Here is a 23,206-nt window from a genome sequence, read left to right as displayed (position 1 = left end):
CTCTGCTGCGGGGATGGTCCGCTCCGGGTACCCCTCCTCAGGCGTCCAGTGCGATTTCGCTCCACACCTGTTTGCCGCCGCTGACGGGCACGCTGCCCCAGGCCGCCGACACGGCCTCGACGAGGAGGATGCCGCGGCCCCCGGTGGCCTCCCAGCCGATGCTGGTGGGTTTGGCGGGGGTGCGGGGCGAGACGTCGGCGACGGAGACGCGCAGCCGCCTGCCGAGAAGGGTGAGATCGAGGCGGACCTGGCCGCCGGTGTGCACGAGGGCGTTGGTGACCAGCTCGGAGACCACGAGCAGGGCGGTGTCCATGGCGTCCTCGGGGACGCCCCACAGGCGCAGGGTGCGCCGGGTGAAGCGGCGGGCGTGCCGGGCGGCCTCGGGGACCCGCCAGACGGTCCAGCCCTCCCGGAGCGGCTGGGTGGCCATGCCGTCGTAGCGCAGCAGGAGCAGGGCGACGTCGTCGCTGCGGCGGGCACCGCCGAGCAGGACATCGGCGACGAGGCCGAGGTGGGAGGGGTCGGAGCGGGCAAGGCCGTGGGCGAGGCGGTCCATGCCCGCGTCGATGTCGGCCTCGGTGGACTCGACGAGGCCGTCGGTGGTCAGGGCGACCAGGGTGCCGGGCCGCAGCCGGAGCGGGGTCATCGGGAAGTCGGCCTGGGCCACCACGCCGAGCGGGGGCCCGCCGTCGCTCTCGACGATCTCCGTGGTGGCGTCGGGGTGGCGCAGCACCGGTGGCAGATGCCCGGCGCGCACGCACCAGGCGGTGCCCTCCTCCATGTCGAGGTCCACATAGGTACAGGTGACGAAGAGGTCGGTCTCCAGGTCCATGAGGAGGCGGTTGGCGTGGGCGACGACGACGTCCGGGGGGTGGCCCTCGACGGCGTAGGCGCGCAGGGCGGTGCGCATCTGGCCCATGAGGGTGGCGGCGGCGGCGCTGTGGCCCTGGACGTCGCCGATGACCAGGGCGACGTGGTTGTCGGGCAGCGGGATCACGTCGTACCAGTCGCCGCCGAGTTCCAGGCCCGCGGTGCTGGGCAGATAGCGGGCCACCGCGACGGCGCCGGGGAGCTTGGGCAGGCGGCGGGGCAGGAGCTGGCGCTGGAGCATGCCGACGAGTTCGTGTTCGGCGTCGAGGGCGTGGGCGCGCATCAGGGCCTGCCCAGCGAGTCCCGCGGAGGCGGTGAGCAGGGCGCGTTCGTCGGGGTCGAAGTGGTGGGGGGCGTCCCAGCCGATGAGGCAGGCGCCGGCCATGCGGCCCGCGGCGGGCAGCGGCAGGACGGCGAGGCCGCCGGGGCCGACGTCGGCGAGGGCGGGTTCGAGGACGGTGCCGGCGGGCCAGATCTGGGCGCGGCCCTCGCGCAGGGCGGTGGCCAGGGTCGGCATCGCCCGCACGGGTGCCTCGGGCCACTCGCTGCGCCACTCCAGGCGCCACAGCTCGGGCCAGGACTCCGGCTCGGGCGGGTCGAGGACGGTGACGACGAGCCGGTCGTTCTCCAGTTCGGCGAGGGCGATGCGGTCGGCCCTGAGCGGGACGCGGAGGGCGGAGACGACGGCCTGGCTGACGTCGCGGACGGTGCCGGCCATGGCGAGGGCGGCGGCCAGGCGCTGGACGCGGGCCACGTCGGTGACGTCGGAGCGCAGGGTGGAGGCGTCGGCGACGGTGCCCACGAGCCGGGCGGGCCGGCCCTCACCGCCCGCCAGCATGCGGCCGCGCAGCCTGAGCCACTTGGGCGGGCCCGAGGGCTGGAGGATGCGGAACTCCAGCTCACGGTCGCCGATGGACATGTGACCGGCCTCGAACAGCGACATCAGCGAGGGCAGGTCCTCGGGGACGGTCAGGCCGAGCAGGGTCTCGATCTTGCCGTCGAAGGCGGCCCGGCTCATGCCGAACAGCTCCAGGATCTTGTCGCCGACCTCGACATGGCCGGTGTCGATGGCGAGGCTGAACGCGTTGGCGCGCGGTTCCGCGCCGTCCGGGGGCATCGCGGGGACGGGGCAGACGATCGCGTCGGCGATCAGTTCGAGGCACTTGCGGTTCTCGTCGTCGAAGCCGTGCGGGCCCTCGCTGACGGCGACCAGACAGGCCCGCGCGTCCTCGCCGTGCGCGGGCAGCACGGCCAGGTGGAAGTCCCTTCGGGCCACCCTGCGGGTCTCGGCGCAGGCGGCGAGTTCCTCCGGGCCGAGGAAGACCGGCCGGCCCGAGCGCTGCGCCTCGGCGGGCAGGGAGCCGCCGGCGGCCGGATAGCTGTCGCGCAGCCCGTACACCGTCCGGGGGACGCCCACCGACTCGACGAGGCACAGCACGTCCCCGTCCTCACCGGGTGTGTACACGGCCGCGAGGGCCGCCCCGGCGAAGACGAGCGCCTGTTCGAGGACTCGGCGCAGTCTGTCCTGCGATGCGGGACCGTCCGTGAGCGAGGTCAGAGCGCTTTCCGCACGCAGCGTTCTCGCTCCGCGTCCCGCAGCGCCCTCACTCACCACGTTCGCCATTACAGCGCTAATACGGCACGTGCGCAGCCCCTGTGTGCGTTCCGTGGAGCAACCGCGGTGGCCGCGCTCGAAACCCGTCGAACAATTCTTGACGCATGCGTTTCGCACGGTGCTCTCATGACAGCCGTGACTGTCCGTGGCCGCCGCCCCGCTGGAAGGGTCTGTGGTGGGCCAAGGAGGGGACGCATGGACAAGCGCTACGAGGTGTACGCGCTCGCCGACAGACACTTCTACGAGACGCCCGACCGGATCTCCGCCGGCGAGGCGCCCGTCTACGAGACGGCGCGCCGCGCGGTGCCGGACGGCTGGGACGCGGCACGCATCGGCGACTGGCTGACGCTGACGCCGCTCGGCGAGGACGGGAGGCCGGCGCCGGGCCCGTCGCAGGGCTGGAAGATCCATGCCTCGGCCACCCGGGAGAACGCGGAGCGGATCGCCGCGATCGTGTGGGACTACTGCGTGCCCCGGCGGATCTCGTTCAAGTTCGTGCCGGGTCCGCATCTGCTGCACCTGCGCAACACCAAGTACGCGGCCCGTGACACCAGCGGCAAGTTCGTCACGATCTACCCGGCGGACGAGGAGCAGCTGCACGAGGTGCTCCGGGAGCTGGGCAAGCTCCTGGAGGGCTTCGAGGGGCCGTACATCCTCACCGATCTGCGCTGGTACGAGGGCCCGCTCTACGTCCGCTACGGCGCGTTCGCGCGCACCTTCGTCGTGGACGAGCGGGGCTCGCTGGTGCCGGCGGTGCGGGACGGCGAGGGCAAGCTGGTGCCGGACCGGCGGGCGCCGTCCTTCCAGGTGCCGGACTGGGTGACGCTCCCGGAGTTCCTGGAGCCGCATCTGGAGGCGCGCAACACCACGACGGTCGGTGAGCTGCCGTACAAGATCGAGAAGGCGCTGCACTTCTCCAACGGCGGCGGGGTCTACACGGGCACCGACACCCGCGACGGCCGCAAGGTCGTGCTCAAGGAAGGCCGGCCGTACGCGGGACTCGCCGCCGACGGGGCGGACGCCATCACCCGCCTGGAGCGGGAGAAGGACGCCCTGGAGCGGGTGGCCGGCACGGGTGTGGTGCCCGAGGTGCGGGACTGGTTCACGCTCGGCGACCACCGCTTCCTCGTCATGGACTTCCTGGAAGGGCGCCCGCTGAACTCGTTCTTCGCCGAGCGGCACCCGCTGCTCGGTCCGGACCCCGATCCGCGGGCCGTGGCCGACTACACGGCCTGGGCGGTGCGCATCCACGGCGCGGTGGAGCGGGCGGTCGAGGCGGTGCACGCGCGCGGGATCGTCTTCAACGACCTGCACGTCTTCAACATCATGGTCGGCCCCGACGAGGAGTCGGTGTCCCTGCTCGACTTCGAGGCGGCGGCGCCGGTCGAGGAGAACGGCCGCCAGGTGGTCGCCCACCCCGGCTTCTTCGCGCCCCCGGACCGCAAGGGCGTCGACGTCGACCGCTACGCCCTGGCCTGTCTGCGGATCGCCCTGTTCCTGCCGGTGACCACGCTGTTCGTGGTGGACCGGGGGAAGGCGGCCCATCTGGCCGAGGTGATCCTGCGTCAGTTCCCGGACGTGCCGAAGGAGTTCCTGGAGGAGGCGGTCGCGGAGATCACCCGGGACATCGCCACGGACACCGGCGGCGGACGCGCGGTCCCGAAGCCGGCGCCGTCCTTCGTCGAACCCGGCGACTGGCCCTACAGCCGCGACTCCATGGTCAAGGCGCTCCTCGCCTCGGCGACTCCGGAGCGCGAGGACCGGCTCTTCCCCGGTGACATCACGCAGTTCAACGACGGCGGCGGCCTCGGGATCGCGCACGGCGCGGCCGGGGTGCTGTACGCGCTGGACGCGGTCGGCGCGGAGCGCTACGAGGAGGGCGAGCGCTGGCTCCTGGCCCGCACCGCACCGCCGCCCACGGGCACACCGCTCGGCCTCTACGACGGTCTCGCGGGCGTCGCCCACGTCCTGGACCGGCTCGGTCACCGGCAGCGCGCCCTCGACCTGGTGGAGCGGGTCCTCGCCGAACGCTGGCAGAACCTCTCCTCCGACCTGCACGGCGGCCTGGCCGGACTCGGCCTGGTCCTCGGTGAACTGGCCCGCACGACCGGCGAGCCGGAGCTGCGGGAGCGTGCCGCCGAGGCCGCCGACGTCCTCGTACGACGGCTCGCGCAGCCCCCCGCGGACACCAAGCGGCGCCGGGCAGGGCTGCTGAAGGGGTGGACCGGGCCCGCGCTGTTCCTGCTGCGGCAGTACGAACACACCGGTGAGCCCCTGCTGTTGAGGGCGGCCGAGGTGGCGTTGCGCAGGGATCTGGAGTGCTGCGTGACGCATCCGAGCGGCTCGCTGGAGGTCGACGAGGGCTGGCGGACGCTGCCCTACCTCGGGGAGGGAAGCGCCGGCATCGGGATGGTCCTGGACGACTATCTGGCCCAAGGCGCCGACACGGAAGGCGAGTTCGAGCGGGCGCGCGCCGGGGTGCTGACCGCCGCCACCAGCCGCTTCTACGTCCAGCCCGGTCTCTTCCAGGGCCGTGCCGGGATGATCCTGCACCTCGCGCGCACCGACACGCCCGGCGCGACCCGCGAGCGGCTCGCCGAACAGATCGACGGGCTCGGCTGGTTCTCGATGGACTACCAGGGCCAACTGGCCTTCCCCGGCCACCAGATGATGCGGCTGTCGATGGACCTGGGCACCGGAACGGCAGGGTGCCTGCTCGCGCTCGGCGCGGCCCACGCGGCCCCCGGCGACCCGGCCACCGCGCACCTGCCGTTCCTGCCGCCGCTCCGGCGGCCCCCCATACGCGGTTCCGCGATCTGACGGAGCCGTGACCCAACCCCGTCCCCACGGGTGGACGACACCGAGGAAAGGAAACCGAGATGGCACTTCTCGACCTGCAGACGATGGAGTCCGACGAGCACACCGGCGGCGGCAACAGCACCCTGAGCCTGCTGTCGTGCGTCAGCGCCGCGAGCGTCACGCTCTGTCTCTGACAGGCACCGTGCGCCCATGACTCCGGGCGGTCCACTCCCGCGAGGGAGGGACCGCCCGGGGTTCTGCACACCTCGGGAAGGCCGCCGTATGACGACTCGCACCTCGCCGCCGGCCACGCACGGCCTCCTGGGCCCGGCCCCCGCCCGCTGTCTGGCCCTGTGCCTGGTGAGCACGGCGGCGACCGGCGCCGGACTGCTGCTGCCCGCGGCCCTCGGCCGCACCCTGGACCTGCTGCTCGCGCAGGCACCAGCGGCCCGCTGGGTCCTGTACTGCGCCGCCCTGGTCCTGCTGATCGCCCTGCTCGACGCTGCCGAGACCATCCTCGGCGGCACCGTCGACGCCCGCACCACCGCCTGGCTGCGCCGCCGCCTCACCCGGCACCTCCTGGCCGTCGGCCCGCGCGCCACCGCCCGCTTCGGGCCCGGCGACCTCGTCGCCCGCCTCGTCGGCAACGCCGCGCAGGCCGGCACCGCGCCGACCGCCCGCGCCGCCCTGCTCGCCGCGCTCGCCGGACCGGTCGGCGCGGTGGTGGCCCTCGGCCTCGTCTCCCCCTGGCTCGCGGCGGTGTTCCTGGCCGGAGCACCGGTACTCGCCCTGCTGCTGCGCGCCTTCGCCCGGGACACCCGGGAGTGCGTGACGCGCTACCAGGAGGTGCAGGGCCGGATCGCGCAGGCCCTCTCCGAGGCCGTCGGCGGACACCGCACCATCCGCGCCGCGGGCACCGAGGACCGGGAGACGGCCCGCGTCCTGCGCCCGCTGCCCGAGCTGTCCGAGGCCGGTCACCGCATGTGGCGGGTGCAGGGCCGGGCCTCGGGCCAGTCCGTCGCCGTGGCCCCGCTGCTCCAGCTCGGCGTCGTCGCCGTGGCCGGAGTCCTGCTCGCCCGGCACCGGGTCACGGTGGGCGAGGTCCTCGCCGCCTCCCGCTACGCGGTCCTCGCGGCCGGCGTCGGCGTCCTGGTGGGACAGCTCTCCGGACTGGCCCGGGCCCGCGCGGCGACCGCACGTCTGGACGAGGTCCTCGCGGAGCCCGCCGTCTCCCACGGGGCACGCCGGCTGCCGCCCGGGCCGGGACGGCTGGAACTGCGCGGCGTCACCGCCCTGCGCGGCGCCCGTGCCGTCCTCGACGGGGTCGACCTCGTCGTACCGGGCGGGACGACGCTCGCGGTGGTGGGCCGGTCGGGGGCGGGCAAGTCCCTGCTCGCCGCGGTCGCCGGGCGGCTCGCCGACCCGGACGCCGGTCAGGTCCTGCTCGACGGGGTGCCGCTGCGCGACCTCACCCACGACGAACTGCGCCGGGCGATCGGCTACGCCTTCGAACGCCCCGCCCTGCTCGGCGGCACCGTCGAGGAGGAGATCGGCCTGGCCCTCCCCTCCCCCTCCCCGGCCCGCGTCCGGGAGGCCGCCCGCACGGCCCACGCGGACGACTTCGTGCGCCGGCTGCCCAACGGCTACGACACCCTCGTCGCCGACGCCCCACGCTCCGGCGGCGAGTCCCAACGGCTGGGCCTCGCCCGCGCGTTCGCCCACGGCGGCCGCCTGCTCATCCTCGACGACGCCCTCTCCAGCCTCGACACGGTTACGGAGGCCCGCATCGCCGAGGCCCTGGTGGGCGGCGGGACGGGCGGCACCCGCCTGCTCGTCGCCCACCGCGCCGCGACGGCGGCCCGCGCGGACGCGGTGGCCTGGCTGGACGGGGGGCGGGTGCGGGCGGTGGGGCCGCACGAGGAGCTGTGGCGGCTGGCGGAGTACCGGGCGGTGTTCGGGGGCGAGGGGGCGGAGGCCTCGGACGGGGGGGCTGTCATGAGCGACGGCTCGGACGGGGGGCTGTCATGAGCGACGGCTCGGCATGGCGGCGCGGGACGTACGGACGCGGTCTGCGGTTCCTGCGGGCCCGGTGGCGGGTTCTCGTCCGGCTCGGCGGGTGGTCCGTGCTGGAGACCGGGCAGACCTTCCTCACCGGGTACGCGCCCGCGCGCGCCCTGGACGAGGGGTTTCTGGCCGGCCGGCCGGGCGTCGGACTCGGGTGGCTCGGGGTGGCCGGGATCGGGGTGCTCGTCGGCGCGTGGGGGACGGTGCGGGTGTACGCCGCCGTCGCCGCGCTGGTCGAGCCGCTGAGGGACGCCCTGGTCGCGCGGGTGGTGGAGCGCGGGGTGCGGGAGGCGGACCCGGGGGCGCTGTCCGGGCTGACCCAGCAGGTGGAGATCGCGCGGGACACGTTCGCCGGGCTGGTGATGGTGTCGCGTTCGTTCGTGTTCACGGCCGTCGGCGCCGCCGTCGGACTGGCCTCCCTCGACCCGCTGCTCCTGCTGGTCGTGGGACCGCCGCTGGCCGCCGGACTGGGCCTGTTCGCGGCCACGCTGCGTCCGCTGGCCCGCCGCCAGGAGAAGTTCCTGGTCGCCGACGAGTCACTGGCCGACGGGCTCGGCAGGGTGTGCCCCGGGCTGCGGGACATCACGGCGGCCGGTGCGGAGGGGCGGGTAGCCGCCGACACGGGCCGACTTGTCGACACCGAGCAGCGGGCCGCGTACGCCCTCGCCCGCTGGTCCGTCCTGCGCGTGGCCGCCCTCGCGATCGGCGGCCAGCTCCCGATCGTCCTCCTCCTCGCCTGCGCCCCCTGGCTCCTGGCCCGCGGCGTCACCACGGGCGCCCTGGTCGGCGCCCTCGCCTACGTCACCCAGTCCCTGCTCCCGGCCCTGCGCAACCTGGTCCACGGTCTGGGCACGAGCGGCTCCCGGCTGGTGGTGGTCCTGCGCCGGCTGGTCCGCGAGCCCGCCGAGGAGCGGGACGCCTCGGGTCCGGCCCCCCGGGCAGGGTCCGACACGGCGGATCCGCCGTCCCGCCGTACCCTCGGCCCTGGCGACGGGAGGCACCCAGGGGGCCACGACAACGCCGGAACCGCAGGGGCCACCGCGGAGGCGGACACCTCCGACGACGCGACCGACGAGTGCCCCGCCGGCGCACGGCCTGCGCCTGCGCGCACCGCACCGTCGCCCCGCACCAGCCCCACCGAGACCGAAGCCCCTCGCGACGCCACACCGCACACGACCGACGACGCGACCAGCGAGCCCCCCGCCGGCGCACGGCCTGCGCCTGCGCGCACCGCACCGTCGCCCCGCACCAGCCCCACCGAGACCGAAGCCCCTCGCGACACCACACCGCACACGACCGACGACGCGACCGACGAGACCCCCGCCGGCGCACGGCCTGCGCCTGCGCGCACCGCACCGTCGCCCCGCACCAGCCCCACCGAGGCCGAAGCCCCTCGCGACACCACACCGCACACGACGGACCGCGCCCTCACCCGCCGCCCCGCCCCCGTCCTCTCCCTCACCGACCTCTCCTTCGCCTACGGCCCCACCGCCACCCCCGTCGTCGACCGCCTCGACCTCGACCTCCCGCCCGGCGCCCACCTCGCCGTCGTAGGCCCCAGTGGGATCGGGAAGTCCACGCTCACCGCCCTGGTCGCCGGGCTCCTGCGCCCCACCGGCGGGAGCGTCCGGCTCTGCGGACACCCCGTCCCCTCGCCCGGGGCGGCCGCACTGCGCGTGCTCATCCCGCAGGAGGCGTACGTCCACACCGGCACCCTCGCCGAGAACCTCGGCCATCTGCGCGCGGACGAGGTGCCCGAGCCGGAGCTGCTCGCGGCGGCCGAGGCGGTCGGTCTCGCCCCGCTCCTCGAAGCGCTCGGGGGGCCGCTGGCGCCCGTGGACCCGGCCGCGCTGTCCGCCGGTGAGCGGCAGCTCGTCGCGCTGACCCGGGCCTATCTGTCGTACGCCCCCCTCGTCCTGCTCGACGAGGCCACCTGTCATCTCGACCCACAGGCCGAGGCGCGCGCCGAGCAGGCCTTCGCGGACCGGCCCGGCACCACGCTGGTCGTCGTCGCCCACCGGATCAGCTCGGCCCGGCGCGCCGATCGTGTGCTGCTGATGGACGGTCCGCGCACGGCGTACGGCACCCACGACGAGCTGGTGCGCGACTCACCGGCGTACCGCGAACTGGTGGGCGGCTGGACGGCCGTGGCCCCACGTCGTTCACAGCCAGCCCTGTCCCTGGGAGATGCGGATCGCGTCGATGCGGTTGCGGGCCCCGGTCTTGCGGGTGATCGCGGCCATGTAGTTGCGCACGGTCCCGTGGGACAGGCACAGGTTCCCGGCGATCTCCGCGATGGAGGCCCCCTCGGCCGCGAGGGATAACACGCTCAGCTCCCGTCTGGTCAGCGGCATCTCCGCGGCCTGGAGGAAGCCGAAGCCCAGCGAGTCATCGACGAAACGTTTCCCCTCGGCGATGCTGCGGATTCCGCGCACGAGCCTGTCCGGCGCCGCGCCCTCCTTGTCGACGTAGCCGAGCGCTCCCGCCTCGACCGCGCGCTTGAGCAGCCCCGGCCGGTTGGCGCTGGCCATCACCAGTAAGCGCGGCGGCCTCCGGTCCGGCTCGCGCGGGGACAACTCCCCCAGCGGCGGGATGCCGTACGCGTCCGAGCATTCGAGGTCGGCCGCGCAGACGTCGGGACGTACGGATCGCAGACGGCCGGCCGCGCTGTGCCACGGGGTGTCGAACACCTCGAGGTCGGGTTCCCGGCGGAGCAACTCCGCCAGGGCCGATCTCACCAGACACGCGTCGTGCACCAGAAGCACCCGGATCACTGCTCGTCCCCCTCGACTCGCCTCTTTGTTTCCGTGGCATGAACGCGTGCCCCATTGTTCGGGGCCTGGACCGACCTTGGGCGCGAAGAATTGGCCATCAGGGTGCGCGGGGGCGCACATAGGGCGCCCGTGTGCCGTCGCGCGCTTCCACTGTGGGGGCATGGTCCGGCGCCGAGGGGGTACGCGGCCGTCCTCGCCGTCGCGCGGGCACCCGTGTGCCCGCGCGAGGCGACGCTCGCCGTGCGGGGCCCGCCATGTGGGAGGAGATTTGATCCCTGGGGACCCGGCATGCGACAGCGGCCCGCCCTTTTTCCGGGACGCGCCCGTGCGAGGAGGTGGTCGGCGTGTCCGACGGGCATATGTCCGCGGCGTCGGCGAGCGCCCGGACCCGGGTGGGACGGCCGCTGCTCTCCCTCGCGCTGGCGTCGATGATGGACGAGGTGCACGCCCACTCCGGCGCGGTCTACCTCATGGCCGCCGACGAACCGGTGCTGGAGATGGCGGTGATGGCGGGCCTGCCGCGGGCCTTCGCGGCGCCCTGGGAGCGGGTGGGGCTGAGCGCGCCGATCCCGGTGGCGGAGGCGGTGCGGACGCGGCGGCTGGTGTGGGTGGGCGGCGAGCACGAGATGGCGCGCCGCTTTCCGCGGATCGCCGTGGTGCTGCCGTATCCCTTCGCGCTGGCCGCGGTGCCGGTGGCGACCGCCTCCAAGGTGTACGGCGCGGTCTTCGTGACCTGGCCCGGTGCGCACCCGCCGGACCTGTCCGACCGGGAGCGAGATCATCTGACCGCGGCCTGCGGGCGGCTCGCGGTGCGGCTGGAGCGGGCGGTGGAGGACAGTGTGTCGTCGCCGCACGCGGAACCGGATCTGCTGGCCGCCGCCCAGGTCGGAGGCGCGGCCGGGACGCTGGGCACCGTGGAGGCGGCGCGGATGGTGGCGCGGCTGCCGTACGGGCTGTGCTCGCTCGATCTGCACGGGCGGATCTCCTTCGCCAACGCGGCGGCCGCCGAACTGATCGGCGTGCCGGTCTCCCAGCTGCTGGGCTCGCAGCTGTGGGCGGCGGTGCCCTGGCTCAACGACCCGGTCTACGAGGACCGTTACCGGGCCGCGCTGCTCAGCCAGCACAGCACGTCGTTCGTGGCGCTGCGGCCGCCCGGGGACTGGCTGTCGTTCCGGCTGTACCCGAGCACGACCGGGCTGAGCGTCCGGGTCAGCCGGGCCCGCAGGGTCGCGGAGCTGAACCGGACCGGTCCGCGGCCCGGGGACTCCCCGTCCCGGCTGGTCACGATCTCGCAGGTGCTGAGTCTGGCCGGGGCCCTGACCGAGGCGGTGGGCGTGCAGGACGTGGTGCAGCTGGTGGCGGACGAGGTCGCCCCGGCCGTCGGGAGCCAGGCACTGGTGGTGCTCGGATCACGGGCGGGACGGCTGCACGTGCTCGGACATCGCGGGTATTCGGACGCGCGGGTCGTGGAACGGTTCGACGGGCTGCCGCTGACCGAACCGACGCCCGGCACCCAGGCCCTGACCACCGGAGTGCCCGCGTTCTTCGAGTCCCGCGAGGAGTTGGAGCGTCTGTATCCGCGGCGGCACGAGACCCCCGACGGGTTCGCGGCCTGGGCCTATCTTCCGCTCATCGCCTCCGGGCGCCCGGTGGGCACCTGTGTGCTGGCCTACTCCGAGCGGCATCCCTTCCCCGCGGACGAGCGGGCGGTGCTGACGAGTCTGGGCGGGCTGATCGCGCAGGCCCTGGAGCGGGCGGTCCTCTACGACGCCAAGCACCAGTTGGCGCACGGACTGCAGGCGGCCCTGCTGCCGCACACCCTTCCCTCGCTGCCCGGCATCGACGCGGCGGCCCGCTATCTGCCGGCCACCCAGGGCATGGACATCGGCGGCGACTTCTACGACCTGGTGCCGGTGGGCGGGCCGGCGGCCGCCGTGATCGGAGACGTACAGGGCCACAACGTGACCGCGGCCGGGCTGATGGGACAGCTGCGGACGGCGGTACGGGCGTACACGACCGTCGGCCAGGCGCCGGAGGAGGTCATGCGCTCGACCAACCGGCTGCTGATCGACCTCGGCGCCGACCTGTTCGCCAGCTGCCTGTATCTGCGGCTCGACCCTGCGCGCGGGCGGGCGGTCATGGCCCGGGCGGGGCATCCACCGCCGCTGCTGCGGCGGCCGGACGGCCGGGTGCGGGTGCTGGACCTGGCCGGGGGCCCGCTGCTGGGGATCGACGGCTCGGCGGTCTACCCGACGACACAGGTGGATCTCACGCCCGGTTGCGTCCTCGCCCTCTACACCGACGGTCTGATCGAATGCCCGGGCGTCGACATCGAGGACGCGCTCGCGGAGCTGGGCCGGCAACTCGCCGAGGCCGGTGACCGTCCGCTCGAGGAGCTGGCCGACGAACTCGTCCGCCGCAGCGCGGCCGCGCGGGAGCGGATCGACGACGTGGCGCTGCTGTTGCTGCGGGCGGCCGGCTGACCTGCCGGACGGTCCTGATCACAGCCCGTCCTGAGAACACGCCGGTCCGGCCCTCCCGCCGGAGGGCCGGACCGTGGCACCTCCCGGGCCGGAACCGCGGTGTGGCCGGGAGGTGGTCCTGCGGACCGACGTCGGCAGCGGAGGGTGTGCGTGGGGGGAAGCCGCTGCCGACGCGGCCGGTTCAAGGTGTGGTGCGGGACCGTGGTGCCGGACCGAAGTGCCGGACCGACGGGGTCAGTTGTGCGACTGGTCCGCGGCGTCGCCCGCGCCGTTGCCGACGTCCTGGCCGTTGCCGACGTCCTGGCTGTTGCCCGCGTCCTGGCCGCCGATCACGTCACCGCCGGCCTCCTCGCCGCCGACTTCCTGACCGGCGCCGGCCTCCTCACCGGGGCTCGCACTGGCGTCACCGCCCGCGCCGGCCTCCTGGCCCGCGCCGGCTTCCTCGCCGGCACCGGCGCCCGCGTCACCCGCACCCGCACCCGCACCGGCCTCCTCGCCGCCGGCCTGGTCGCCCGCGCCGCCGGCCGCGTCACCCGCGCCGAGCGTGGCGCCGACCGCCTGGAGGGCGGTGGTGACCGGCTGGAAGAAGGTCTCGCCGCCGACGGTGCAGTCGCCGCTGCCGCCCGAGGTCAGACCGATCGCCGAGCCGTCCTGGGTGAACAGCGAGCCGCCGCTGTCGCCGGGCTCGGCGCAGACGTCGGTCTGGATGAGCCCGGTGACGGTGCCCTCGGGGTAGTTCACCGTGGCGTCGAGTCCGAGGACCTGGCCGTCGGCGAGGCCCGTGGTGCTGCCCATCCGGAAGACCTGGAGGCCGACCTCGGCGTCCGCGGCCTGGTTGATCGCGACGGTCTGGCCGCCGCCGACGTTGACCTCGCTGGGCGCCTGGGTCGCCGGGTCGTCGTACTTGACGAGGGCGAAGTCGCCGTCGCCGGGGAAGGTGGCCTGGTCGACGGTGGCGATCGGCTGGCCGTCCTGGGTGTCCGACCACTGCTCGGCCGCGACCCCGCAGTGTCCGGCGGTCAGGAAGGCGGGGCTGCCGTCGCCCGCGGTGACGTTGAAGCCGAGCGAGCAGCGGGCGCCGCCGCCGAAGATGGCGTCACCGCCGGAGACGAAGGTCTTGAAGGTGCCGGCCGACTTCTTGACGGTCGCCATGTCGGAGCCGAGGCTCTTCACGGTCGACTCGAGGGTGTTCCACTTGGCGCCGGTGACCGTGCTGTCGGCGGTCACCAGGATCTTGTTGGTGCGCGGGTCGACGGCCCAGGCGGTGCCCGGGATGGTCGCCTCCTCCTTGAGGGTCTTCGCGCCGGCCGCCAGCTCGGGGAGGCTGTTCTCGACCTCGCGGACCTTGGCGCCGGCCTTCTTCGCCTGCACGACGACGTTGTTGTCGCCGGATATGACGTTCACGACCAGCTGGCCGCTGTCGGAGTCGTAGTAGGACCCGGCGAAGTCGTCGCCCAGCAACTTCTCGAGCTGCGAGGCGAGATCCGAGGCGTCCGACGCCTTCAGAGTCTTCGGCGCGATGGCCGCCGCGTCGTTCGACGAGCCGTCCTGGGACGCGTTGGCGTTGGGCAGCAGAATCGCGGCCGCTCCGAGCGCCACCACGGTGCCTGCCGCAAACGCGGCCTTGCGCTTCGGAATTCGCTTGTGACTCAAACTTCTCGACCTCCTGGGGGGACCGGAGTCTTGTGACCGCCGTGCGGCAGTCGGTTGTTCTGGGCGCCTGGATGGTCATGGGTACGCACGGTGTGCGCGGGGCGTTCAATGCCGTTTCTTTGCACGCCGATTGCCAGGCCGATTGCCGGGCCGATTCGGCCACGGGCCGTGCCGGGCGTGCCGCGGGCGGGAACAATCCCCCATATGACGATGACGCCCGCCGAAGCCGACAAGATCCTCGCCGACAACTTCGCCCCTTGGGTCCTCGACCTCGCGCTGCGCGTCGAGTCGCTCGGCGACGACCACGCGGTCCTGCGTCTGCCCTGGTCACAGCGGTTGGCCCGGGAGGGCGGCGCGCTTTCGGGCCAGGCCCTGATGGCGGCCGCGGACACCGCCACGGTGATCGCCGTCGCCGCGGCCCGGGGCGCCTACGTGCCGATGACGACGGTGCAGCAGTCCACCGCGTTCCAGCGGGCGGTGACCGGTTCGGATGTCCTGATCAGGGCGGTCGTCACCAAGCTGGGCCGCCGCATGGCGTTCGCGGACATCACGATGACCGACTCCGCGACGGGTGACCTGGCGGCCCGCGCGAGCACCGTCTACGCACTTCTGGGCTGACACGCTCAGCAAAGGGTCAGCGACGGTCTGTTGTGAACCGTGCTCCGAATCCTCTCTCCAGCAAACCTGCACATCGAATGCGCAACCAGGTCACGGAGAGCGGAAGTTCTGCACAAGCGCGGACCGCCGGCCGTGTCATTGGCGAGGTGTGTCGCATTCGCCGCGGCAACGGCAGGGGCCTCTTCACCTCGCCGCAACACCACCTGTGAAGAAGTCGGCACCAAGGCGTGCGCAAGCCTGCACGGATGAAGCTTTCTGTGACTCAAGTTCCCTGGTGAGAGGGGTGGTTGATTGGAAGGGCGGAGCGGCGGCGTGCTTTGATCCATCGCACCGCAAGGCCGTCGGGGTTCCCGGAAACGGGATCCGGCGCCATGCGATCGCGGCCGTCGTCTGTCCCCAGAGGGGGCCGCTCCCCCCTTGTGAAATACCCATACGAAGGGAAGTTCCATCATGAACTCCACCCCCCAGGTTGAGACCGTCGAGATCTCGGACGCCGACCTCGACAACGTCTCCGGCGGCCTGCAGCTGAACGCCCTCGGCACCGTCACCGACCTGGTGGACGGCGTTGCCCCGGTTTCCGGCCTGGTCAACACGGCCGTCGGTACGGTCGAGGGTGTCACCGGCCTGAACACCGCCCCGGTCACCGGCCTGGTCGCCGGTCTCTGATCACATTCTCTGTGATCTGATCACTTTCTTGTGGTCGACCCGTCCCGGAGCCGCAAACCGGCGGTTCCGGGACTCTTGGGTGCCCTAGAACATCTCTCCAGGTGAGGGAAAGTCCCGTGCAGTTCCGCCAACAGGCCCTCGCCAAGCTCCAGTCGCCGGAGGAACTCGACCTTCCGGTGCGCTTCGCCCGTCCTCAGGGCTGGCTGGTGATGTCCGTGACGGTGGTCGTGATGGCCGCCGCCTCCGTGTGGGCGGTGACCGGTTCGGTGGCCTCCACGGTGAGCGCGCCCGCCATCCTCACGCACGGACAGGGCAGTTACATCCTGCAGAGCCCGGTCGCGGGGCAGGTCACGCAGGTGATCGCCAAGGAGGGCACCCAGCTGCCCGCCAACTCCCCGGTACTGAAGGTCCGTACCTCCGAGGGCGACACCGTCGTCCGCACGGTCGCCGCGGGCCGGGTCACCGCGCTCGCCGCCACCATCGGGCAGATCATCTCCACCGGCGCGAACGTCGCCGCCGTGGAGAAGGTCGCCCACGCCACCGATCCGCTGTACGCCACGGTGTACGTGCCCGCCGAGAACGCGGCCTCCATTCCCGAGAACGCCGCCGTGGACCTGACCGTCTCCTCGGTGCCCACCCAGGAGTACGGCGTGCTGCGCGGCCATGTGAAGTCGGTGGACCGCACGGCCCAGTCGGCCCAGCAGATCGCCGCGTTCCTCGGGGACAGCCAGCTCGGCGAGCAGTTCACCAAGGACGGCCGCCCGGTCGCCGTCCTGGTGAGGCTGGACAAGTCGAAGGGCACGAAGAGCGGTTACCAGTGGTCCTCCGCGGACGGCCCGCCCTTCGCCCTGACCTCCATGACCGTGGCCTCGGGTTCCATCCGGCTGGCCGATCAGCGTCCCGTCGATTGGCTGCTGCCGTGAGCACCGCACAGGACACCCGGAGCAGACGCCGCTCCGCCCCGCCCAAGCGCCCGGTCCCCAAGGGCAGGGCGAAGACGGTCCGTACGCCGACCGTCCTCCAGATGGAGGCCGTGGAGTGCGGCGCCGCCTCCCTCGCGATGGTCCTCGGCCACTACGGCAAGCACGTCCCGCTGGAGGAGCTGCGGATCGCCTGCGGTGTCTCGCGGGACGGCTCGCGCGCCAGCAACCTCCTGAAGGCGGCCCGCAGTTACGGTCTGACGGCCAAGGGCATGCAGATGGACACGGCCGCGCTCGCCGAGGTGAAGACCCCGGCCGTGCTGTTCTGGGAGTTCAACCACTACGTCGTCTACGACGGCATGGGCCGCCGCTTCGGCCGCCGCGGGGTCTACATCAACGACCCCGGCAAGGGCCGCCGTTTCGTCCCGATGGAGGACTTCGACGGCAGCTTCACCGGTGTCGTGCTGGTGATGGAGCCCGGCGAGGGCTTCACCCGGGGCGGCCGCAAGCCGGGTGTCCTCGGGGCGATGCCGGCCCGGCTGCGCGGCACCGCGGGGACCATGCCGACGGCGGTCCTGGCGAGCCTGCTGCTGGTGCTGGTCGGCGCCGCCACGCCCGCGCTGAGCCGCACCTACATCGACATGTTCCTGATCGGCGGCCAGACCTCGCTGCTCGGCGTGCTGTTCGCGTCGATGGGCGCCTGCGTGGCCCTCACCCTGGCCCTGACCTGGCTCCAGCAGGCGAACCTGCTGCACGGCCGGATCATCTCCTCGACCCTGTCCAGCGCCCGCTTCCTGCGCCACCTGCTGCGGCTGCCGGTGACCTTCTTCTCCCAGCGCAGCCCGGCCGACCTGGTGCAGCGCCTGCAGTCCAACGACCAGGTGGCCGAGACCCTGGCCCGCGACCTCGCGGCGGCGGGCGTCGACGCGGTGGTCGTCGTCCTGTACGCGATCCTCCTCTACACCTACGACCCGCAACTCACCTATGTCGGCATCGGGGTGGCCCTGCTCAACGTGGTGGCCATGCGGGTCGTCATCCGGTTGCGCGCCACCCGTACGGCGAAACTCCGCGCGGACAGCGCCCGGCTCACCAACACCGCCTACACCGGTCTCCAGTTGATCGAGACGATGAAGGCGACCGGCGGCGAGGACGGCTACTTCCGCAAATGGGCCGGCCAGCACGCCACCACACTGGAGGAGCAGCAGCGGCTCGGGGTGCCGAGCGCGTGGCTGGGTGTGGTCGCCCCGATGCTGGCCACCTTCAACAGTGCGCTCATCCTGTGGATCGGCGGCATGCGGGCGATCGAGGGCGGCATCTCGGTCGGCCTGCTGGTCGCCTTCCAGGCCCTGGTCACCCGCTTCACCGCGCCGATCACCCGCCTCAACGGCGTGGCAGGGCGCATCCAGGACTTCGCGGCCGACGTGGCCCGCCTCAAGGACGTGGAGAACTTCAAGGCCGACCCGCTCTACGGCCGCCCCGGCGCCGGCGACTCCACGCGCCGACTGCACGGGCATGTCGAGCTGCAGAACATCACCTTCGGCTACAACCCGCTCGACAAGCCGCTGCTCACGGGCTTCGACCTGACCGTCGGTCCGGGTCAGCAGGTGGCGCTGGTCGGCGGCTCCGGCAGCGGCAAGTCGACCGTGTCCCGGCTCATCTCGGGCCTGTACGCGCCCTGGGAGGGCGTGATCCGCATCGACGGGCAGCGCCTGGACGACATCCCGCGCGGCGCGCTCGCCTCCTCGGTGTCCTTCGTCGACCAGGACGTCTTCCTCTTCGAGGGCTCGGTGCGCGACAACGTGGCGCTGTGGGACCCGTCCATCCCGGACGACGCCGTGGTGGACGCCCTGCGGGACGCGGCCCTGTACGACGTGGTCATGCGCCGGCCGGGCGGCATCCACAGCAGGGTCGAGCAGGACGGCCGCAACTTCTCCGGCGGCCAGCGCCAACGCCTGGAGATCGCACGGGCGTTGGTGCGCCGGCCCAGCATCCTGGTCCTCGACGAGGTGACCAGCGCCCTGGACGCGGAGACCGAGCAGGTCGTCATGGACAACCTGCGCAAACGCGGCTGCGCCTGTGTGGTGATCGCGCACCGGCTCAGCACCGTGCGCGACAGCGACGAGATCGTCGTACTCCAGCACGGCACGATCGTGGAGCGCGGGCGGCACGAGGAGCTGGTGGCGCTCGGCGGCGCGTACGCGGCGCTGGTCAAGGAACGGTGAGATGACTACCGCACACGAAGGGGACGTGGTCCTGGGCGCCCTCGGCCAGATGGGCACCCGGATCGACTGCACCGGTTTCAGCCGGCTGGACCTCGAGGGTCCGCAGGTGCTGTGGCTGGTCGCCTCCGGTGCCGTGGACCTGTTCGCGGTCGACGCCGAGCAGCAGGGCCACTGGCACCATCTGGGCCGACTGGAGCCCGGCGCGCTGCTCCTCGGGCCGGTCGCGGGGCCCCAGCACACCCTGGTGGCACGGCCGTTGCGGGACTGCGTGGTGCACCGCATCGGCCTGCGCGAACTGTACGAGCCCGCGCACACCCAGACCTGGTCGTACGACGAGTACGGCAACCCCCAATACGTGCCGCCGACGACGAGCCCGCTCGAGTACGCCCTCGCGCTCGGCGTGGGCCGGAGCCTGTCCATCCTCTTCCAGGCGCCGATGGCCGACGAGCGGGCCGCCGCGCCGACCGACGACGACGTGTTCTGGATGCAGGTGCCGCCGGGCAGCGTGCAGTACGGCTCGCTGTACGGCGCCGAGGCGGCCGCCGACCTGCTGATGGACCCCGGGGTCTGGCAGTCCATGGTGGACCAGCAGTACCGGCTGCTGACCACCCTCGACCGCTGGATCGAGCAGCTGGAGCGCACCCATGAGACCCGGACGGCCGCCGGCATCAAGGCCGGTGAGGCCGTCCGCGCCCAGGCCGACCGGACCCTGCTGGCGTCCATCGGCAGGTCGAAGCAGCGCGCGACGACGGCCGACGCCGACGCGAGCTACGCGGCCTGCAAGCTGGTCGCCGACGCGGCCGGGATCCCGCTCGCCGAGAACGCGCACAGCGGCACCGAGAGCGACCGCCTGGACCCGGTCGAGCGGATCGCCCTCGCCTCCCGGGTGCGCATCAGATCGGTGCGCCTGGACGGTCGCTGGTGGCGGGACAACGTAGGGCCGCTGGTAGGCCACCGTGCCCTGTCGGGTGCGCCGGTCGCGCTGCTGTGGCGGCGGGGCGGCTACGTGGCCGTACACCCGGCGACCGGCCGCGAGACGCCGATCGAGAAGGACAACGCGGAGGAGTTCGAGCCGCGCGCGGTGATGTTCTACCGCCCGCTGCCGGACCGGAAGCTGAGCCCGCTGGGGCTGGTCCGGTTCAGCATGCGCGGCACCGGCGGCGATGTGACGAACCTGCTGCTCAGCGGTCTGGTGACGGTGGCGATCGGTGCTCTGGTCCCCATCGCGACCGGCAAGGTGCTCGGCGAGTTCGTGCCCAGGGCGCAGACCGGTCTCATCGTGCAGGTGTGTCTAGCCGTGATGGTCAGCGGTGTGGTGACGGCGGCGTTCATGCTGCTGCAGAACCTCACCATGCTGCGCCTGGAGGGCCGTATCGAGGCGACCCTCCAGCCGGCCGTGTGGGACCGGCTGCTGAGGCTGCCGACGAAGTTCTTCACCGAGCGCTCGACCGGTGAACTGGCCAGCCAGGCCATGGGCATCAGCTCGATCCGCCGGATGATGGCGGGCATCGGCCCGACGGTCGCCCAGTCGGTGACCGTCGGCGCGATGAACCTGGGCCTGCTGTTCTGGTACAGCGTCCCGATGGCCATGGCGGCGATCGGCATGCTCGTCGTCATCGCCGCCGGCTTCCTCGGCCTCGGGCTCTGGCAGGTGCGCTGGCAGCGGCGGCTTGTCGTGCTCAGCAACAAGCTGAACAACCAGGCCTTCCAGACCCTGCGCGGGCTGCCCAAGCTGAGGGTGGCGGCGGCGGAGAACTACGCGTACGCGGCCTGGGCCTCGGAGTTCGCCCGCAGCCGTGAGCTCCAGCAGAAGGTCGGCCGGATCAAGAACCTCACCTCGGTGATGGGATCGGTCTATCTCCCGCTGTGCACCCTGCTGATGTTCATGCTGCTCGCGGGTCCGGCGCGCGGGTCGATGTCGGCGGCGGAGTTCCTCACCTTCAACACCTCGGTGACCATGCTGCTGACGGCGGTCACCCAGCTCACCGGCGCCTTCGTCTCGGCGGTCGCCGCACTCCCCCTCTTCGAGGAGATCAAGCCGGTCCTGGAGGCCCAGCCGGAGGTGCGGACCGCGAGCACCCGGCCTGGACCGCTCACCGGGGCGATGGAGGCCCGCAGGCTCTCCTTCCGCTACTCCGACGACGGTCCCCTGATCCTCGACGACGTGTCCTTCGAGATCCGGCCGGGCGAGTTCGTGGCGATCGTCGGCCCGAGCGGCTGCGGAAAGTCGACCCTGCTCAGGCTGCTGATCGGCTTCGACCGCCCGGTGTCCGGGAGCGTCCTGTACGACGGCCAGGACCTGGCCGCGCTCGACCAGTCGGCGGTGCGCCGGCAGTGCGGTGTCGTCCTCCAGCACGCCCAGCCCTTCACCGGCTCCATCCTGGACGTCATCTGCGGCACCGAGCCCTACACGCCCGAGGAGGCGATGGCGGCGGCCGCGATGGCGGGGCTCGCGGAGGACATCCAGCGGATGCCGATGGGGCTGCACACCATCGTCTCCGGCAGCGGGGCGATCTCCGGCGGCCAGCGCCAACGGCTCATGATCGCCCAGGCGTTGATCCGGCGGCCCCGGATCCTCTTCTTCGACGAGGCGACCAGCGCCCTGGACAACGACACCCAGCGCACGGTCATCGAGTCCACCAAGGCCCTCAACGCCACCCGGATCGTCATCGCCCACCGCCTGTCCACGGTGCTGGACGCCGACCGCGTGATCGTGATGGAGAACGGCAAGGTGGCCCAGCAGGGGCCGCCCGCGCAGCTCCTCGCGGACACCGGCGGCCGGCTGCACGAGCTGGTGCGACGGCAGATGGCGTGAAAGGTCGGTCCATGCCGGGAACCGGCGCCCCGGAGGAGATCCCGGCGCCGACGTACGCCTGGTAGAGCTCCCGCCGCGATCGCCCCCCCCCCATCGAAACGTTGCCGTTTCGCTCGAAGTGCTCTAGCCTCTACGTGTACGAAACGGTTTCGTTTAAGGACCGGACGAGTACCCGACTTTCCCTGGAGTTGTCCATGTCCCAGAAGACTCTGACCGAGAGCGGGCCGGAGGGCCTCACCGAGGCGCCGGCCGCTGCATCGGGCAAGCGGTGGTGGATTCTCGCCGTCGTCGCCCTCGCCCAGCTGATGGTGGTCCTCGACGCCACCATCGTGAACATCGCCCTGCCCTCGGCCCAGGCCGACCTCGGCTTCTCCGACGGCAACCGGCAGTGGATCGTCACGGCCTACGCGCTGGCGTTCGCCTCCCTGCTGCTGCTCGGCGGCCGGATCGCCGACCTCTTCGGCCGCAAGACGGCCTTCCTCATCGGTGTCGCCGGCTTCGCGGCCGTCTCCGCGCTCGGCGGTGCCGCCACCAACTTCGAGATGCTGGTCACCGCCCGTGCCCTCCAGGGCGCCTTCGGCGCGCTTCTCGCTCCGGCCGCGCTCTCCCTGCTCAACACGACGTTCACCGACGCCCGCGAGCGGGCCAGGGCGTTCAGCGTGTACGGGGCGATAGCCGGCGCGGGTGGCGCGGTGGGCCTGCTGCTCGGCGGCTTGCTGACCGACGCCTTCGACTGGCGCTGGACGCTGTACGTCAACGTCGTCATCGCCGTCGTCGCCTTCGCGGGCGGCTGGCTGCTCCTGCACAACCACCGTGACGCCGCGAACTCCAAGCTGGACGTGCCCGGCACCCTGCTGGTCGCCGCCGGTCTCTTCTCCCTGGTGTACGGCTTCTCCAACGCCGAGACGCACGACTGGGGCTCCCCCGAGACCTGGGGCTTCCTGATCGCGGGCGGCCTGCTGCTCACCGCGTTCGCCTGGTGGCAGACCCGCGCCGCACACCCGCTGCTGCCGCTGCGCATCCTGCTGGACCGCAACCGGGGGGCCTCCCTGCTGGCCGTGCTGATCTCCGGCGGCGGCATGTTCGGCGTCTTCCTCTTCCTCACCTACTACCTCCAGCTCAACCTGGGCTTCAGCCCGACCAGGACGGGTGTGGCGTTCCTCCCCATGGTGGCCGCGCTGATGGTCGCGGCCCAGGTCAGCACCACGATGCTGGTTCCCCGGATCGGGCCGAAGGTGGTCATCCCGCTGGGCTTCGCGGTCGCCGCGCTCGGTATGGCCTGGCTGACCGGGATCGGCGTGGACTCCGGCTACATGTCCCACGTGCTGCCGCAGCTGATCGTGACCGGCTTCGGCCTCGGCCTGGTCATGCCGCCGGCCATGCAGCTGGCCACCGGCGGCGTCGTGGCCGAGGACGCGGGAGTCGCCTCCGCCACCGTCAACGCCATGCAGCAGGTGGGCGGTTCGATCGGTACGGCGCTGCTGAACACGCTGGCCGCGAGCGCCGCCACCGACTACCTGGCCGGCAAGGACCCCACGAACAAGCTGGTCCAGGCCCAGGCGACGATCGAGAGCTACACCACCGCCTTCTGGTGGTCGGCGGGCCTCTTCGCCGCCGGCGCGGTGATCGCCCTCCTGCTCTTCCGGCGCGGGGTGCCGGAGCAGGACGCGGACGCCGCACCCGTCGTACACATGTAGCCGCCGCAGC

The 23,206-nt window shown here is 72.8% G+C and carries 13 protein-coding genes and 1 pseudogene; 11 read left to right on the top strand and 3 right to left on the bottom strand.

Annotated features, from left to right (window positions below):
• Nucleotides 1-37 precede the first annotated feature (37 nt).
• Nucleotides 38-2,485, bottom strand: coding sequence for a SpoIIE family protein phosphatase (locus ACFYZ8_RS16320; protein ID WP_388533776.1), 2,448 nt, complete (start codon nucleotides 2,483-2,485; stop codon nucleotides 38-40).
• Nucleotides 2,486-2,680: 195 nt separating this feature from the next.
• Between ACFYZ8_RS16320 and lanKC the strand changes: the two genes are divergently transcribed.
• The 4 genes from lanKC (at nucleotide 2,681) to ACFYZ8_RS16300 (ending at nucleotide 9,672) form a co-directional block, all read left to right on the top strand.
• Nucleotides 2,681-5,305 (top strand): class III lanthionine synthetase LanKC, encoded by a 2,625-nt coding sequence (gene lanKC / locus ACFYZ8_RS16315; RefSeq protein ID WP_388533122.1) that lies wholly within the window; start codon nucleotides 2,681-2,683, stop codon nucleotides 5,303-5,305.
• Nucleotides 5,306-5,364: 59 nt separating this feature from the next.
• The gene (locus tag ACFYZ8_RS16310; RefSeq protein ID WP_057612996.1) at nucleotides 5,365-5,478 is read left to right on the top strand and encodes a SapB/AmfS family lanthipeptide; all 114 of its coding nucleotides are present in this window, start codon (nucleotides 5,365-5,367) and stop codon (nucleotides 5,476-5,478) included.
• 88 nt (nucleotides 5,479-5,566) lie between these two features.
• On the top strand, nucleotides 5,567-7,312 hold the full coding sequence (locus ACFYZ8_RS16305; RefSeq protein WP_388533119.1) for an ABC transporter ATP-binding protein: 1,746 nt from the start codon (nucleotides 5,567-5,569) through the stop codon (nucleotides 7,310-7,312).
• The gene (locus tag ACFYZ8_RS16300; RefSeq protein ID WP_388533117.1) at nucleotides 7,309-9,672 is read left to right on the top strand and encodes an ATP-binding cassette domain-containing protein; all 2,364 of its coding nucleotides are present in this window, start codon (nucleotides 7,309-7,311) and stop codon (nucleotides 9,670-9,672) included. The genes ACFYZ8_RS16305 and ACFYZ8_RS16300 overlap by 4 nt, the downstream gene beginning before the upstream one ends.
• On the opposite strand, the pseudogene ACFYZ8_RS16295 reads toward ACFYZ8_RS16300, so the two are convergent.
• A pseudogene (locus ACFYZ8_RS16295) lies at nucleotides 9,595-9,879 on the bottom strand (LuxR C-terminal-related transcriptional regulator); the annotation flags it as partial. The gene ACFYZ8_RS16300 and the pseudogene ACFYZ8_RS16295 sit on opposite strands and share 78 nt — an antisense overlap.
• 578 nt (nucleotides 9,880-10,457) lie before the next feature.
• On the opposite strand from ACFYZ8_RS16295, the gene ACFYZ8_RS16290 reads away from it, so the two are divergent.
• Nucleotides 10,458-12,605 carry a SpoIIE family protein phosphatase gene (locus tag ACFYZ8_RS16290; protein ID WP_359029253.1) on the top strand — a complete coding sequence of 716 codons (2,148 nt, stop codon included), beginning with the start codon at nucleotides 10,458-10,460 and terminating at the stop codon, nucleotides 12,603-12,605.
• Nucleotides 12,606-12,839: 234 nt separating this feature from the next.
• On the opposite strand, the gene ACFYZ8_RS16285 is transcribed toward ACFYZ8_RS16290, so the two are convergent.
• Nucleotides 12,840-14,258 carry a S1 family peptidase gene (locus ACFYZ8_RS16285; protein ID WP_388533115.1) on the bottom strand — a complete coding sequence of 473 codons (1,419 nt, stop codon included), beginning with the start codon at nucleotides 14,256-14,258 and terminating at the stop codon, nucleotides 12,840-12,842.
• A gap of 204 nt (nucleotides 14,259-14,462) precedes the next feature.
• Here ACFYZ8_RS16285 and ACFYZ8_RS16280 point away from each other — a divergent pair, with 204 nt between their 5' ends.
• From ACFYZ8_RS16280 to ACFYZ8_RS16255, 6 genes are all read left to right on the top strand, one after another.
• Nucleotides 14,463-14,876 carry a PaaI family thioesterase gene (locus tag ACFYZ8_RS16280; protein WP_388533114.1) on the top strand — a complete coding sequence of 138 codons (414 nt, stop codon included), beginning with the start codon at nucleotides 14,463-14,465 and terminating at the stop codon, nucleotides 14,874-14,876.
• Nucleotides 14,877-15,326: 450 nt separating this feature from the next.
• A complete protein-coding gene (locus ACFYZ8_RS16275) occupies nucleotides 15,327-15,542 on the top strand; it encodes a type A2 lantipeptide (RefSeq protein ID WP_359029256.1) in 216 nt (71 codons plus the stop codon).
• Between the two features lie 116 nt (nucleotides 15,543-15,658).
• On the top strand, nucleotides 15,659-16,465 hold the full coding sequence (locus ACFYZ8_RS16270; protein WP_388533112.1) for an HlyD family efflux transporter periplasmic adaptor subunit: 807 nt from the start codon (nucleotides 15,659-15,661) through the stop codon (nucleotides 16,463-16,465).
• Nucleotides 16,462-18,684: an NHLP family bacteriocin export ABC transporter peptidase/permease/ATPase subunit gene (locus tag ACFYZ8_RS16265; protein ID WP_359029258.1), complete on the top strand. Its 2,223-nt coding sequence runs from the start codon at nucleotides 16,462-16,464 to the stop codon at nucleotides 18,682-18,684. The genes ACFYZ8_RS16270 and ACFYZ8_RS16265 overlap by 4 nt, the downstream gene beginning before the upstream one ends.
• Nucleotide 18,685: 1 nt before the next feature.
• The gene (locus tag ACFYZ8_RS16260) at nucleotides 18,686-21,499 is read left to right on the top strand and encodes an NHLP bacteriocin export ABC transporter permease/ATPase subunit (RefSeq protein WP_359029259.1); all 2,814 of its coding nucleotides are present in this window, start codon (nucleotides 18,686-18,688) and stop codon (nucleotides 21,497-21,499) included.
• Between the two features lie 194 nt (nucleotides 21,500-21,693).
• On the top strand, nucleotides 21,694-23,196 hold the full coding sequence (locus ACFYZ8_RS16255; protein WP_359029260.1) for an MFS transporter: 1,503 nt from the start codon (nucleotides 21,694-21,696) through the stop codon (nucleotides 23,194-23,196).
• The last annotated feature ends 10 nt before the right edge of the window (nucleotides 23,197-23,206 follow it).

Origin of the sequence: Streptomyces sp. NPDC001668, from assembly GCF_042893155.1 — a bacterium.
Classification (GTDB): domain Bacteria; phylum Actinomycetota; class Actinomycetes; order Streptomycetales; family Streptomycetaceae; genus Streptomyces.
Note: the sequence above shows the minus strand (reverse complement) of the source record. Positions and strands in the feature narration are given on the sequence as shown.